Source organism: Streptomyces sp. NPDC021224 (genome assembly GCF_044332905.1).
GTDB lineage: Bacteria > Actinomycetota > Actinomycetes > Streptomycetales > Streptomycetaceae > Actinacidiphila.
Genome location: NZ_JBIRPW010000003.1, coordinates 451499 through 466129, shown reverse-complemented (window position 1 = coordinate 466129; position 14631 = coordinate 451499). Strand labels below are relative to the sequence as shown.

Here is a 14631-nt window from a genome sequence, read left to right as displayed (position 1 = left end):
GGGGCGTTCAGCTGGCCGCGTCCTCGGTGACGGCCCGCCGCACCGTGCGCAGCGTCGCCCGGAGCCGGTCCAGGTCCGTCGAGCCCAGTGCGAGGCGGAGCGCCTGCGGCGGGTGCGCCGAGGCGGCGAAGGGCTCCGCGGTGCTGACCGAGATGTTCCGGCGGGCGAGGGCGGCGGTCAGCCGGTCGGCGCGCGCGTCCTCGGGCAGCGGCAGCCAGGTGAAGTACGACGAGGGGTGGCCGACGAGCGGCAGACCCGCCAGTTCCTCGGCGGCGACGGCCTGCCGGGCCCTGGCGTCGTCGCGTTTGCGGGCCTCCAGACGGTCCACCGTCCCGTCGTCGAGCCAGCGGCAGGCGAGGGCGGTGGCGAGCGCCGGGGTGTTCCAGACGGTGGCCCGGATCGCCCGCTCCAGCGCCGGGACCAGGGGCGGCGGCGCGACGACGAAGCCCACGCGCAGGCCCGTGGCGACGCTCTTGGACAGCCCCGAGACATGGACGGTGACGTCCGGCGCGAGCGCGGCCAGCGGCGCGGGCGGGTCCTCGGCGAGGTAGGCGTAGGCGGCGTCCTCGACGAGGAGCGGACCGTACCGCCGGGCGATCGCCACCAGCCGTGTACGGTCGGCGGCGGACATGACCCAGCCGAGCGGGTTGTGCAGGGTGGGCATCGTGTAGACCGCGCGCACCGGGCGGGTCGCGCACAGCCGCTCCAGGGCGTCGAGATCGGGTCCGGCGGCCGTGGTGGGGACGGGCTCCAGGTCGAGCTGGAAGGCCTGCGCGAGCACCTTGAAGCCCGGGTAGGTGAGCGCGTCGACCGCGACGACGTCACCGGCGCCGAGGGCGGCCATGACCGTGACGGCGAGGCCGTGCTGGGCTCCGGTGACGACGAGGATCCGGTCCGGGTCGGCGGGGAGGCCGCGGCGCCGCAGGTGGCGGGCGATCGAGGCGCGGTCCTGGGGGCGGCCCCGGTGCGGCTGGTAGCGCAGCAGCGCGTCGAGTTCGCCGGAGGTGGCGGTCTCCCGCAGGGCCCGGCGCAGGAGGCCGGACTGCTCGGGCAGCAGCGGGTAGTTGAAGGTGAGGTCCACCGCGTCGTTGGCGACGGCCTGCTGGTCGATGCCGTGCCCGGCGGGCACCGCGAGGTCGCGGACGAACGTGCCGCGGCCCTGCTCCCGGCTCACCAGGCCCATGGCCGCCAGCTCGGCGTAGACCCGGGTCGCGGTCACCACGGCGACGCCCTCGCGGGCGGCGAGCGCGCGGTGGGTCGGCAGCCGCGTGCCCGCGGCGAGCCGTCCCGCGCGGATGTCCGACGCGAAGGCGTCGACCAGGGTCTTGTAGCGCGAGGCCGCCATGAACCGGATTGTATCCATGACAATTCTTTGACCGTCCCGTCCGCGGATCCCTACCGTCGGGGCCCACTCCAGCGGAAGGACAGCCGCCGTGCACATCGCCATCCTCACCTTCGAGGGCTACAACGAACTCGACTCCCTGATCGCCCTCGGCGTGCTGGGCCGCGTCCGGGCGGACGGCTGGCGGGTCACCCTGGCCTGCCCCACCCCCACGGTGACGTCGATGAACGGCGTGACGGTGGCGCGGATGTCCACCCTGGAGGAGGCGTGCGAGGCCGACGCCGTCGTCGTCGGCAGCGGCGTCGCCACCCGCGAGGTCGTCGAGGACCCGGCGGTCATGGGCGTCCTGCGCGGCCTGGACCCGGCGCGCCAGCTCATCGCCGCGCAGTGCTCGGGCGCGCTGGTGCTGGCCCGGCTCGGGCTGCTCGACGGTGTTCCCGCCTGCACGGACCTGACCACCAGGCCCTGGGTGGTGGCCGCCGGGATCGAGGTCCTCGACCAGCCGTTCTTCGCACGGGACGGTGTCGCGACGGCGGGCGGCTGCCTCGCCTCGCAGTATCTGGCCGGGTGGCTGATCGCCCGCCTCGCGGGCACCGAGGCCGCGACGGAGGCGCTGCACTACGTCGCGCCGGTCGGTGAGAAGGAGGAGTACGTCGCGCGTGCCTGGCGCGCGGTGGGTCCGTATCTGCCCGCGCGCGTGTGAGGCACCGCCGCGGGGTGCCGGGCCGTGCGGTCCGGCACCCCGCCGGACGTCAGAAGGAGAAGACGACCGAGCGGAAGCCGTCCTTCAGGGCCGCGCCCGCGTACGGCGGCAGCGAGAAGTGCGGTCCGTCGCAGTCGGGTCCGGCGAAGACGGTGGCCGAGGCGTCGGTGTCGTTGACGGCGTGGGTGGCCGGCGGCAGGTCCCAGTCCGCGACCTCGGGCAGCGTGACGCACTCCCGGCCGGGCGGGTTCACCAGCGACTTCTCGCCCTGGTAGGTGCGGTAGGCGAACGCGCCGTCGGCGGCGTGCGCCGGGACCGGGAAGGACAGGGCGACGCCGACCGCGCAGGTCACGGCGGCGAGAGTCGTACGGATACGCACGGGGATCCCTTTCGTGGGGTGGGCAAAACAGAGGTCACCCTAGATCGGGACAACTGCGGCGAAACGGTTCTGCGCCACGGGACACCGGCGCGCCCCACCCGCCCGGCCCACCGCCGAAGCGCTACCGGGCCTTGCGCTTGCCGAACTCCGCCGCCACCGCGTGGATCGCGCCCCGGCCCTCCAGCGCGACACTCTTGCCGTCCGCCATGGTGATCGTGACGGGCTGCCAGTTCTTGCCGCTCTCGACCGTGACGGACGCGATGCGCTCCAGCGCGATCGCGCCGAGGTGGTCACCGACCCGGTTGAGCATCGGGTCGGCCGTCCACACGTGCAGGGAGCTGTCGCTGACGCCGAAGACGACCGCCGCGTCCAGCGGTATGTCCGTCTCCTCGGTCATCTTCTTCGCGGCCGCGCGCGCGGCAGGCCTGGCGATCAGGTAGTTGCCGAGCGGCGAGAGCATGCGCGCCGGGCCCAGCACGGTGTCGACCCTCGCGTAGGCGGCCGCCACGATCTTCTCGTCGCCCAGCGACTCGGTCAGGACGTCGGCCAGTTCGGCGTCTTTTGCGTGCATGGGTGCTCCCGTTCGGTCAGGGGGGTGCGAAAACCGGCCACCCCGCTCGTCCGGACCATGATGGCCGGGGCCCGCGCGGCCGTGCAGCCGTTCACACGGATTCCCCTGCCGTCACACGGGAGTTGCCGCTCCTCACACGTCCCAGCGGGCCCGCAGGTCCGCGAAGAACTCGTGGAAGCCCGGGAAGGTCTTCTTCACGCACGAGGGGTCGTCGAAGGTCGTACCGGGGTTGCGCAGGCCCGCGACGGCGAAGCTCATCGCCATCCGGTGGTCCCCGTGGCAGGCGATCTCCACCGGCCGGGGCGCGCCCGGGTGGATCTCGATCCAGTCCCGGCCGGTCTCCACCTCGACGCCCTGCGCCCGCAGGTTCTCCGCGCACGCGTCCAGCCGGTCGCACTCCTTGACGCGGGTGTTGTAGACGTCCTCGATCCGCACCGGACCGTCCGCGTACGGGGCGACGGCCGCGAGCGTCGGCATGGTGTCGGAGATGTCGCGCATGGCGACCGTCACCCCGGACAGCCGCCCGGTGCCGGTCACCGTCGTCGCGTCCGGCCCGATCTCGACGTCGGCGCCCATCTGCCGCAGCACCTCGACGAACTGCAGGTCGCCCTGCAACGCGCCCTGCCCGAGCCCCGGTACGGTCGCGGTCCGCCCGGCGAGCGCGGCGGCGGCGAAGACGTAGCTGGCGGCGGAGGCGTCGGGCTCCACCGCGTAGTCGGCGGGCCGATAGCCGCCCGGCGGGACGACGAAGGTGTCGCCCTCGCGCGTCACGTCCACGCCGAAGCTGCGCATCATCGCCAGCGTGATCTCGACGTAGGGCACCGACACGATGCCGGTCACCCGGATCCGCAGGCCCTCCGCGGTGAGCGGCCCGGTCATCAGCAGCGCGGTCAGGAACTGCGAGGACAGGCTCGCGTCCAGCTCCACCTCGCCGCCCCTGACACCCGCCGCCCGCACGGTCAGCGGCAGGTGGCCCTCGGCCTCGTCGTGCGTGAGGTCCACGCCGAGCGCGCGCAGCGCCCCGGTCAGCGGGGCGACGGGACGGCGGCGCATCTGCGCGGAGGCGTCGAAGCGGTAGACACCGCGGTGCCCGGCGGCGGCGAGCGCGGGCAGGAAGCGCGCGGCGGTGCCCGCGTCCCGGCAGTCGACGTCCGCGGCCGCCGCGGGCGGCCCGTCCGGGCTGCCGGTCACGTGCCACGCGTCGTCCGTGCGCCGCACCCCGTAGCCGAGCGCCACCAGGCCCTGCGCGAAGCCGTCGGTGTCGTCCGACAGCAGCGGCCTGCGCAGCACGCTCTCCCCGCCGGCCACGGCCGCCAGGAACAACGCCCGGGCCGTCACGGACTTCGACCCCGGTACGGCGACGATCACCACTGCCTCCCGCCTCGCCGGCGGGCCACTCCCTCCGGCGGGCCCGATCTTACGGGGCGGGCGCACCACCCGCGGCGCCCTGTCCAGCGGGTGGGCACCGCCCGGCGTCATCCCACGGTCAGCCGCGTACGCCGCACGACCAGCCACACCGCCTCCACCGCGTACGCGCTCATGCGACACCCCCCTCCTTCCCCGCCGTACGGGCCTCTTCCGCCAGCACCGACCCGATCAGCGCCCGTACGTCCTCCGCCTCCAGCCCCGCCTCCCGGGCCTGCCCCACCCACCGTGCGAAGCTCGCCCGCAGCCGCGCCATCGCATGCGGGTCGGCGGCGCCGAGCTCCCCGCTCACGAACGTCCCCGCCCCCTGCCGCGCCTCCACCAGCCCCGACAGCTCCAGCTCCCGGTACGCCTTCAGCACGGTGGGCAACTGATCCCCCGGCCTCAGCACCCCCCTCCGGAGTGCCTCCCTGACCTGCGTCATGAGCTGGGCGTACACCGTGTCGACATGGAGGTCGATCACGTCTCCTCCTCGCGGCGGGTTTCCCCGCCGCGGGGGTGCCCGCGCCTGGCGGCGCGGGGTGTTTGCCACCCGCACCACCCGTGCGGCATGGACGTCGGCTTTCCGCCCCCTCGCGGGGCGCATTCACCGTCGGCGGCGAACCGCAGTCCGCGAAACATCCGCCCCCACTGGCAGGCAGCCGCCGAACCGGCCTGGAGGGGGACGGTGCGGGGTGCCCCCGCAGGAATGCGCTGGAAGTGCCTCACCCACACGACAAGAGGCCGAACGCGCATTCCGAGGAGGTGCCCCGTGGCGGCCCCCGCCCCAGCAACGGCGCCGCCGCGACAGGGGCGCGTGGGGGCACCTCCCAGGCGAAGCTCTGGGGGAGAACGGCGCGACAAGCCACCCACCCACCGCAAGGTCGCGCAAAGCACCCCCGGTGGCACCCCGGAGCGCCAAACCCCAGCCCCCCCGGAGGGCCTACGCCGCGAGACGATCCAAGAGCTCCGACAACCGCTTGCTCACCGTCAACCGATCACCGCTCGTCAGGGCCGACCCCAGCCCCACCGCCACCGCCCCCGCGGCGATCCACTCGGGCGCCGCCGCAAGCGTGATCCCCCCGATCGGCACGAGCGGCGCCTGCGGCAGCACCGCGCGGACCTCGGCCACCCACGCCGGGGTGACGGAGACCGCGGGGTAGACGGTCAGCGCGTCCGCGCCCAGCTCCAGTGCGCGAACCGCCTCACCCGGGGTGGCGACCCCGGGAAAAACGGGCACCCCGTACCGGTGCCCGGCGCGCAGCACGCCCTCGTCGAGGCTGGGCGAGAGCAGGAACCTGGCCCCCGCCTCGATGGCGAGCCGCGCGGACACCTCGTCCAGCACCGTCCCGGCGCCGACGATCGCGTCGTCGCCCACCTCCCGCACGAGCGTGGTCACCGCTTCGAGCGCGAAAGGCGTGGTGAGGGAGATCTCCAGGGTCGTGAGCCCGGCGGACAGCAGGGTGTCGGCGGTGGCGGCGGCCTGGTCGTACGTGTCGGTGCGGATCGTGGCGAAGACGCGTTGTGCGAGCGCGGCCCGGGTGGTCTCCCAGCGGTACACGGAGGATCTCGGTCCTTCCCTAGCGGTGCTGCACGGTCGTGCGGGTGCGCGGGATGCGGAGAGCGCGATCAGAACGCTACCCGCCCGGCGGGGCGCGTCCGCCGGGCGTTCCGGCAGCTGTCACCGCACCGTGATATGAGCGGGGCAAGCGTCCGCCCCCTCGCCGGGGGATCCGCACCCCGCGAAAGGCTCCCCCGCGAAAGGATCCCCGCGAAGGGCTCCCCCGCCAAGGGACCCTCACCCCGCGTGCGTGGAGAAGAGCCCGCCCGTGGGGCCCTGCTTGTCGCCGCCCTGGGCCTTCTTGAGGGCGTTGGCGAGGCCTTCGATCGTCATGGACTGGAGGATGACCCGGCCGTTGCCCTCCAGGGTGGCCAGCGACAGGCCCTCCCCGCCGAAGACCGCGTTCATGATGCCCTGCCGGTTGAGGCCGCCGATGCGCTGGATGCCGTACTGGATGCCTTCCTCGAAGGCGACGATGCAGCCGGTGTCGACCTCGATGCGGCCGCCGAAGTCCGCGGGGTTGAGGTCGATGAAGTTGCCGGCGCCGGCGATGATCACGGTGCCGTGGCCGGTGAACTTCTCCAGGACGAAGCCCTCGCCGCCGCTCATGCCCTGCCGTCCGCCGACGAAGGCGATGCCGAACTGGACGGTGTCCTCGGCGGCGACGAAGGCGTCCTTCTCGGCGAACCAGGCGCGCGAACCGGACAGCTCCAGGGCGCGCATCTCACCGGGCAGCACCCCGGCGAAGCCGACCGTGCCCTCACCGCCGGAGGCGGTGAAGTACTGGAAGGCGAGCGACTCGCCGGCCAGCGCGCGCTGGCCGACCTGCATCGCGGTGCCCATGGCCTGCCGCAGCAGGCCGCCCATGCCGCCGCCCCCACCGGCACCTCCGGCGCCCGCGGCGCCCCCGGCGCCCCCGGCGCCACCCGCGCCACCGCGGGGCTGCCCGCCGAGCCTGGTCTCCATGGAGACGTTGGCGGTCTTGAAGAGGAACTTCCCGGCCTCGCAGTAGACCGTCTGCCCGGGGCTGAGGGTGCAGACGGCCATCTGCATGGCGTTGCCGACGATCTGCTGCTGGAGCGTCACCGCAGGACTCCTTGAAACGAACGATGCCGAAAGGGCCGAAACCGGTACGGTTCGCGCCCTCCCGTCAACGTACCGCCCGGGCGATCCGGTTCCGTGCCGGGAGGGCCGCGTCGCCGGTCCGCTCGGCGTCGCCCTGGGCCGGCAGGCGTACCGCACGCTCCCCGCCGGTGTCCAGGAAGCGGGCGAGCGGCAGCGTGGCGGCGCCGACGGTGACGGCGTCGGTGCCGAGCCTGCCCAGTTCGATGGAGGTCTGCGCGCAGGGGTGGCGCAGCGCGTACGCGGCGGCGACGTCCCGGACGGTGGGCAGGATGCGCGGGCCGAGCATGAGCCCGGCCCAGCCGCCGAGCACGATGCGGTGCGGGTTGAAGAGGTTGATCAGGTCGGCGATGCCCGCGCCCAGGTACTCGGCGGCCTCGGCGAGCAGCGCGTCGGCCTCGGGGTCGGTGTCGGCGGCGGCGAGCAGCGCGGCGAGCGCGGTCTCCTCGCTGACGTCGCGGGGCGCGGCGGGCCAGCGGCCGAGCAGCGCCTCGGCGCCGACGTAGGCCTCCAGGCAGCCGCGCGAGCCGCAGCGGCAGGTGCGCCCGCCGACCCGCAGGGTGGTGTGGCCCCACTCCCCCGCGCTGCTGCTGGCGCCGTGGTAGGGCTTGCCGTTGGTGACGACGCAGGCGCCGACGCCGGAGCCGATGAGGGCGATCACGACGTTGTCCGAGCCGCGTCCGGCGCCGAACCACATCTCGGCCTGGCCGAGGGTCTTGGCGCCGTTGTCGATGAAGAGCGGCAGTGTGGTGCCGGCCCGCAGCAGCCGGCCGAGCGGGACCGCGTCCCAGCCGATGGTCTGGCCGTGCACGACGATGCCCTCCCCGTCACCGGGGAGGGCATCGGGGGTGGCGTTGTGGGCCACGATGCCGGGGACCCCGATGCCGACGCCGAGCACTTCGCTGTCATCGATCCCGGCTTCCCGGACGACCCCGGCGATGCCCCGGAGGGCGAGGCTGACGACGTGGTCGACGTCGTGGCCGCTGTCGGACAGCGGCAGGTCGGCGGAGGCCCGTTCGGTCAGCGCGAGGTCGAACAGCTCGACCCGGACCCGGGTCTCGCCGACGTCCACGCCGACGACGTAGCCGTAGCCGGGGGCGACCTGGAGCAGCATGCGCGGGCGGCCGCCGTCGGACTCGACGGCCCCGGCCTCCTCGACCATGCCGTCGGCGATCAACTCTCCAACGACGTTGCTGATCGACCCGGCGCTGAGCCCGGTGTCGCGTCCCAGCTCCTGACGGCTCAGGGGACCTTCGAAATACAAATGACGCAGAAGCGATGCACGGTTGCCGCGCCGCAGGTCACGCACGGTGCGCTTGCCTCGCTCAGCCATCGAGTCTCCCTCCCGGGGGGTCCGGCGTGAATCTATCGCTGCACAGGGTCTTGACGCCACCTTTTCTCACAAGTTAAATCACGGCCTGAAATAAGGCACACGCGCTGTTCACTTCCTGAAGCGATCCCACCCCTGAGAGGGAACCGTCATGCGCACCAGCACCTCCAGCAGACTCGTCGCGGCCACCGCCCTCGTGGCCGCGCTGGGTCTCACGCTCGCCGCCTGTGGTGGCGGCGACGACGACAGCAGCAGCGGCAGCAGCGGCGGCAGCAAGTCCTCGGGCGACAGCCTGAAGGGCCAGACGATCACGTACTGGGCCAGCAACCAGGGCACCAGCATCGACGCCGACAAGAAGACCCTGGCCACCGAGACGGCCAAGTTCACCCAGCAGACCGGCATCAAGGTCAACGTCGAGGTCATCGGCTGGGCGGACCTGCTCAACCGCATCCTGGCGGCCGCCACTTCCGGCCAGGGCCCGGACGTGCTGAACATCGGCAACACCTGGTCGGCCTCCCTCCAGGCCACCGGTGCCCTCATGCCGTGGGACGACGCCGCCTTCCAGACGATCGGCGGCAAGGACCGGTTCATGCCGGCCGCCATCGCCTCGGCGGGTGCCGCGGGCAAGGACCCGGCCGCCGTGCCGATCTACTCGATGGCGTACGGTCTGTACTACAACAAGAAGATGTTCGCCGCGGCGGGGATCCAGAACCCGCCCACCACGTGGGACGAGCTGGTCGCGGACGCCACCAAGCTCACCACGGGCGGCAAGTACGGCCTGGCGGTCGAGGGTTCGAACGGCGCCGAGAACATCCACCACATCTTCGTGCTGGCCAAGCAGCGCGGCGCGAGCTGGTTCGACGACAAGGGCAACCCGACCTTCACCGGTCCGCAGCAGGTCGCCGCGGTCAAGCAGTACGTCGACTTCATCGCGGCCAACAAGGTCGCGGCCAAGGGTGACGCCGAGTACGACCAGAACCAGACGATCACCGACTTCGCGACCGGCAAGGCCGCGATGATGATGTGGCAGACGGCCGCCGCGAGCATCGCCTCGCACGGCATGAAGCCCGACGAGTACGGCGTGGTGCCGGTGCCGACGCAGACCGCGGGCGCCACCGGTGACGCGGGCGTGACGTCGATGGTGGCCGGTATCAACATCGCCATCTTCAACGACACCAAGCACAAGGAGGCCTCGGAGGCCTTCGTGAAGTTCATGACCAGCACCGACGAGCAGAAGGTGCTCAACAGCAAGTACCAGTCGATCCCGCCGGTCGTCGAGGCGCAGAGCGACCCGGCCTTCCAGACCCCGGACCTGAAGGTCCTGGGCCAGGTGCTGCAGAAGTCGGCCGCCCCGCTGCCGCAGGTCGCCAACGAGAGCCAGTTCGAGAACCTCGTCGGCCCCGCCGTCAAGGGCCTGTTCGCCGACGCCGCCGCCGGCAAGCCGGTCACCGACGATTCCGTCAAGGCTGCGCTCCAGCACGCGCAGCAGCAGATGCCGACGTCGTAAGGACCGGCCCTCCTCCATGACTGCCACCGCCCCCCCGAGGCGCGTGCCCGAAGCCGGCCCCGACAGCGGGAAATCCGCTGCCGGCGGCCGGCTGCGGCCGCGTGTCATCGAACGCATCCGCCGCGGCGGACTGCCGTATCTGATCCTGCTCCCCGCCGTCCTGGTCGAGCTGCTGATCCATATCGTGCCGATGGTCTTCGGCATCCTGATCAGCTTCAAGAACCTCACCCTGTTCTACATCCACCACTGGGACAGGGCCCCCTGGTCCGGCTTCGACAACTACAAGGCCGCGGTCAAGATCCACCAGCCGATCGGCCAGGAGCTGCTGCACTCGTTCTGGGTGACGCTCTCCTACACCCTGCTGTCGGTCGCGCTGTCCTGGCTGCTCGGCGTCACCGCCGCGATCCTGCTCCAGGACAAGTTCCGCGGCCGCGGCCTGATCCGCACGATCTTCCTGGTGCCGTACGCGCTTCCGGCGTACGCGGCGCTGATCACCTGGGCCTTCATGTTCCAGCACGACACCGGTCTGGTGAACCACGTCCTGCACGACCAGCTGCACGTCACCTCCAGCAAGTCCTTCTGGCTGCTGGGCGACAACGCCTTCTGGTCGATGGTGATCGTATCGGTGTGGAAGTCCTGGCCGTTCGCCTTCCTGGCGCTGATGGCCGGTCTGCAGAACATCCCGCGTGAGCTGTACGAGGCCGCGTCCATGGACGGCGCCGGTGTCTGGCAGCAGATCCGCAAGATCACCATGCCGGCCCTGCGGCCGGTCAACCAGGTGATCGTGCTGGTGCTGTTCCTGTGGACGTTCAACGACTTCAACACGCCGTTCGTGATGTTCGGCCAGAACCCGCCGCACCAGGCCGACCTGATCTCCATCCACATCTACCAGTCGTCGTTCATCAACTGGAACTTCGGCTCGGGCTCGGCCATGTCCGTGCTCCTGCTGCTCTTCCTGCTCGTGGTGACGGCGATCTACCTGCTGGTCACGTCCAGGGGAAGGAGCGAGAACGATGTCTAAGTCCCGCTTCTCCGAACAGCCGTCGCCGATGGCCCAGCCGAAGTCCTTCCTGTGGACCCGGCGTGTCGTCCTGACGCTGCTGCTGGCCTTCGTGCTCATACCCGTGTACGTGATGGTCAGCTCGTCCCTGAAGAACCTCCAGGACGTGCAGGGCTCCTTCAAGTGGATACCCCACAGCCTGACCGTCAAGCCGTACGTGGACATCTGGAAGACCATCCCGCTCGCGCACTACTTCGTGAACTCGCTGATCGTGTGCCTGAGCGCGACCGTCTTCTCGGTGCTGCTGGCGATCTTCGCGGCGTACGCGGTGAGCCGCTACCGCTTCGCGGGCCGCAAGGTCTTCACGGTGTCCGTGCTGGCCACCCAGATGTTCCCGGGCATCCTCTTCCTGCTGCCGCTGTACCTGATCTTCGTCAACATCGGCAACACGACGGGGATCACGCTCAACGGCAGCCGGCTCGGGCTCATCATCACCTACCTCACCTTCTCGCTGCCCTTCTCCATCTGGATGCTGGCCGGCTACTTCGACTCGATCCCGCGCGACCTCGACGAGGCCGCGAAGGTCGACGGCTGCGGGCCGATCCGTGCGCTGTTCCAGGTCGTCGTGCCGGCCGCCGTGCCGGGCATCGTCGCCGTGAGCGTGTACGCGTTCATGACGGCCTGGGGTGAGGTGCTCTTCGCGTCGGTCATGACCAACCAGTCCACCAGGACACTGGCGGTCGGCCTGCGCGAGTACGCCACCCAGAACGACGTGTACTGGAACCAGGTCATGGCCGCCTCCATCGTGGTGAGCGTGCCGGTGGTCGCCGGATTCCTGCTCCTCCAGCGTTACTTGGTCGCCGGGCTCACCGCCGGCGCGGTCAAGTGACCCTTCCCGAAAGGCAGCTTGTGAACGACCTGAGCGCTCTTCCCGCCGATTTCGTCTGGGGTGCGGCCACCGCCGCCTACCAGATCGAAGGCGCCGCGGACGAGGACGGCCGGGCCCCGTCCATCTGGGACACCTTCTCCCACACCCCCGGCAAGGTCGACGGCGGCGACACCGGCGACGTCGCGTGCGACCACTACCACCGCACGGCCGAGGACATCGGTCTCATGAAGACCCTCGGCCTGGACGCCTACCGCTTCTCCGTCGCCTGGCCCCGCGTCATCCCGCAGGGCTCCGGCGAGGTCAACGCGGCCGGTCTGGCCTTCTACGACAAGCTGGTCGACGACCTGCTCGAAGCGGGCATCACCCCCAACGCGACCCTCTACCACTGGGACCTCCCGCAGGCCCAGCAGGACCGGGGCGGCTGGCCCGAGCGCGAGACGGCGGAACGTTACGGCGAGTACGCGGCCGTGGTCGCGCAGGCGCTGGGCGACCGCGTCAAGAACTGGGCGACGCTCAACGAGCCGCTGTGCTCGGCCTGGATCGGCCACCTGGAGGGCAACATGGCCCCCGGGTGGACGGACCTGACCGCGGCGGTCCGCGCCTCGTACCACCTGCACGTCGGCCACGGCCTGGCCGTGCAGGCGCTGCGGGCGGCGTACTCCGACGTCCAGGTCGGCATCGTCAACAACCTCAGCCCGTGCGAGCCGGCCACCGACCGGGAGGCCGACGTCGCGGCGGCGCGCCGGGCCGACGGCCACACCAACCGCTGGTGGCTCGACCCGATCCACGGCCGCGGCTACCCGCAGGACATGGTCGAGCACTACGGGGTCGACCTGCCGATCAAGGACGGCGACCTGGAGTCCATCGCGGCTCCGCTGGACTGGCTGGGCCTGAACTACTACTTCCGCAACGTCATCGCGGACGACCCGACCGGTCCCGCGCCGCACGCCAAGGCCGTGTACCTGCCGGGCGTGCGCCGCACCGCGATGGACTGGGAGGTCAACGCGGACGGCCTGGAGCAGCTGCTGGTCCGGCTGCACGAGGAGTACGGCGCGCGCAAGATCTTCGTCACCGAGAACGGCTCCGCCTACCGTGACACGGTCGGCGCCGACGGGCAGGTCGACGACCCGGAGCGCACGCAGTACCTGGAGGAGCACCTCGCGGCCTGTGCCCGCGCGGTCCGCCGCGGGGTGCCGCTGGCCGGCTACTACGCCTGGTCGCTGCTGGACAACTTCGAGTGGGCGTACGGCTACGACAAGCGCTTCGGCCTCGTCCACGTCGACTACGCCACCCAGAAGCGCACCATCAAGGGCAGCGGTCGCCGGTACGCCGAGATCATCGCGGCGCACCACCGCAAGGCGCGCCGCGCCGCCTGACCCGGCCCGGCTCGCGAGGGGTGACGTCACCGGTTCAGCCGGTGCGTCACCCCTTTTCGGTTTCCGCGACGAGCAGCCGCCCGGCCGGGGGGCCGACGGGGGCGCCGCCGGACGCGACCAGGCGGCCGCGCAGCCAGGTCTCGCGCACCACACCGCGCAGTGTGCGGCCGGCGTAGGCCGTCACGGGGTTGCGGTGGTGCAGCAGGGCGGGATCGACGGTGAAGGCCGCGTCAGGGTCGAGCACCGCGAAGTCGGCGTCCCGGCCCGGCGCGACGGCGCCCTTGGCCGCGAGCCCGGCGAGCGCCGCGGGGCCCGCCGCCATCCAGCGGGCGACGTCACCGAGGGTGTGGCCGCGCCGCCGTGCCTCGGTCCACACCGCGGACAGGCCCAGCTGGAGCGAGGAGATGCCGCCCCAGGCCTCGGCGAAGTCGCCGGTGTCGCGGCGCTTGAGCGCGAGCGTGCACGGCGAGTGGTCGGAGACGACGCTGCCGATCGTGCCGTCGGCGAGCGCGGCCCACAGCGCGTCCTGGTTGGCGGCCTCCCTGATGGGCGGGCAGCACTTGAACTCCGTGGCCCCGTCCGGGACCTCCTCCGCCGTCAGGGTCAGGAAGTGCGGGCAGGTCTCCGCGCTCACCGGCACGCCCGCCCGCCGCGCCGCGGCGATCAGCGGCAGCGCGGAGGCCGACGACAGGTGCAGCACGTGCACCCGGGCGCCGAGCCGCGCGGCCAGCTCCACCAGGCCCTCGACCGCGCGCTCCTCGGCGGCGGGCGGCCGCGACGCGAGGAAGTCGGCGTAGCGCGGACCCGGCCGCTGCGGGGCGCCGTCGATCACGGCCGGGTCCTCGGCGTGCACGATCAGCAGCCCGCCGAATCCGGCGATCTCGGTGAGCGCCGCCGACAGCTCCGCCGGGGACAGCGGCGGGAACTCGTCGACGCCGGAGGGCAGCAGGAAGCACTTGAAGCCGAAGACGCCCGCGTCGTGCAGCGGCCGCAGGTCGGCGGTGTTGCCGGGCACGGCCCCGCCCCAGAAGCCGACGTCCGCGTGCACCCGGCCGCGCGCGGCGGCGCGCTTGACCTCCAGGTGGGCCGCCGTCGTGGTGGGCGGGACGCTGTTGAGCGGCATGTCCACGAGCGTGGTGACCCCGCCCGCGACAGCCGCGGCGGTGGCCGTCGCGAAGCCCTCCCACTCGCTGCGGCCGGGGTCGTTGACGTGCACATGGGTGTCGACCAGGCCCGGCAGCAGCACGTCGGTGCCCAGCTCGCGGACGGGCACACCGGGCGGCAGCGGCGCGTCGTGCGCGAGCACCGCCGTGACGACCCCGCCGCGCACGGCGACGGCCGCGGGACGTTCACCCTCGGGGGTGACGACGCGGGTGGAGCGCAGCACCAGGTCGGGGGCGCAGCCGCCCGCGTCGGAGTTCTCTACCTGCTCGGCGTCCAACGGGCG

14 protein-coding genes are annotated in these 14631 nt (G+C 72.3%); 5 read left to right on the top strand and 9 right to left on the bottom strand.

What is annotated here, in order from left to right:
• Positions 1-7: 7 nt before the first annotated feature.
• Positions 8-1345: a PLP-dependent aminotransferase family protein gene (locus ACH4PY_RS10470; protein ID WP_398178594.1), complete on the bottom strand. Its 1338-nt coding sequence runs from the start codon at positions 1343-1345 to the stop codon at positions 8-10.
• A gap of 88 nt (positions 1346-1433) precedes the next feature.
• Here ACH4PY_RS10470 and ACH4PY_RS10465 point away from each other — a divergent pair, with 88 nt between their 5' ends.
• Positions 1434-2045, top strand: coding sequence for a DJ-1/PfpI family protein (locus ACH4PY_RS10465; protein ID WP_398178591.1), 612 nt, complete (start codon positions 1434-1436; stop codon positions 2043-2045).
• Positions 2046-2094: 49 nt separating this feature from the next.
• Here ACH4PY_RS10465 and ACH4PY_RS10460 read toward each other — a convergent pair whose 3' ends face one another.
• From ACH4PY_RS10460 to ACH4PY_RS10430, 7 genes are all read right to left on the bottom strand, one after another.
• Positions 2095-2424, bottom strand: a complete 330-nt coding sequence (locus ACH4PY_RS10460; protein WP_398178588.1) for a hypothetical protein — start codon at positions 2422-2424, stop codon at positions 2095-2097.
• 121 nt (positions 2425-2545) lie between these two features.
• Positions 2546-2995 carry a hypothetical protein gene (locus tag ACH4PY_RS10455; RefSeq protein ID WP_398178586.1) on the bottom strand — a complete coding sequence of 150 codons (450 nt, stop codon included), beginning with the start codon at positions 2993-2995 and terminating at the stop codon, positions 2546-2548.
• Positions 2996-3127: 132 nt separating this feature from the next.
• Positions 3128-4363: a 3-phosphoshikimate 1-carboxyvinyltransferase gene (aroA, locus tag ACH4PY_RS10450; protein ID WP_398178583.1), complete on the bottom strand. Its 1236-nt coding sequence runs from the start codon at positions 4361-4363 to the stop codon at positions 3128-3130.
• A gap of 169 nt (positions 4364-4532) precedes the next feature.
• Positions 4533-4883: a GntR family transcriptional regulator gene (locus ACH4PY_RS10445; RefSeq protein WP_398178580.1), complete on the bottom strand. Its 351-nt coding sequence runs from the start codon at positions 4881-4883 to the stop codon at positions 4533-4535.
• A 459-nt stretch (positions 4884-5342) separates the two neighbouring features.
• Positions 5343-5960: a bifunctional 4-hydroxy-2-oxoglutarate aldolase/2-dehydro-3-deoxy-phosphogluconate aldolase gene (locus tag ACH4PY_RS10440; protein ID WP_398178577.1), complete on the bottom strand. Its 618-nt coding sequence runs from the start codon at positions 5958-5960 to the stop codon at positions 5343-5345.
• A gap of 237 nt (positions 5961-6197) precedes the next feature.
• Positions 6198-7046: an AIM24 family protein gene (locus ACH4PY_RS10435; protein WP_398178574.1), complete on the bottom strand. Its 849-nt coding sequence runs from the start codon at positions 7044-7046 to the stop codon at positions 6198-6200.
• A 64-nt stretch (positions 7047-7110) separates the two neighbouring features.
• Complete coding sequence (locus tag ACH4PY_RS10430; protein ID WP_398178571.1) at positions 7111-8415, bottom strand: ROK family transcriptional regulator; 1305 nt, start codon at positions 8413-8415, stop codon at positions 7111-7113.
• A gap of 148 nt (positions 8416-8563) precedes the next feature.
• Between ACH4PY_RS10430 and ACH4PY_RS10425 the strand changes: the two genes are divergently transcribed.
• The 4 genes from ACH4PY_RS10425 to ACH4PY_RS10410 are packed head-to-tail and all read left to right on the top strand — an operon-like array spanning position 8564 to position 13184.
• On the top strand, positions 8564-9919 hold the full coding sequence (locus ACH4PY_RS10425) for an ABC transporter substrate-binding protein (protein WP_398178568.1): 1356 nt from the start codon (positions 8564-8566) through the stop codon (positions 9917-9919).
• Between the two features lie 16 nt (positions 9920-9935).
• Complete coding sequence (locus ACH4PY_RS10420; protein WP_398178565.1) at positions 9936-10940, top strand: carbohydrate ABC transporter permease; 1005 nt, start codon at positions 9936-9938, stop codon at positions 10938-10940.
• On the top strand, positions 10933-11808 hold the full coding sequence (locus ACH4PY_RS10415) for a carbohydrate ABC transporter permease (RefSeq protein ID WP_398178560.1): 876 nt from the start codon (positions 10933-10935) through the stop codon (positions 11806-11808). The genes ACH4PY_RS10420 and ACH4PY_RS10415 overlap by 8 nt, the downstream gene beginning before the upstream one ends.
• A gap of 20 nt (positions 11809-11828) precedes the next feature.
• Complete coding sequence (locus ACH4PY_RS10410) at positions 11829-13184, top strand: GH1 family beta-glucosidase (protein ID WP_398178556.1); 1356 nt, start codon at positions 11829-11831, stop codon at positions 13182-13184.
• Positions 13185-13230: 46 nt separating this feature from the next.
• Here the strand turns inward: ACH4PY_RS10410 and allB are convergent, their stop codons facing one another.
• Entirely contained in the window at positions 13231-14625 is a 1395-nt protein-coding gene (gene allB / locus ACH4PY_RS10405) for an allantoinase AllB (RefSeq protein ID WP_398178552.1), read from the bottom strand.
• Between the last annotated feature and the right edge of the window lie 6 nt (positions 14626-14631).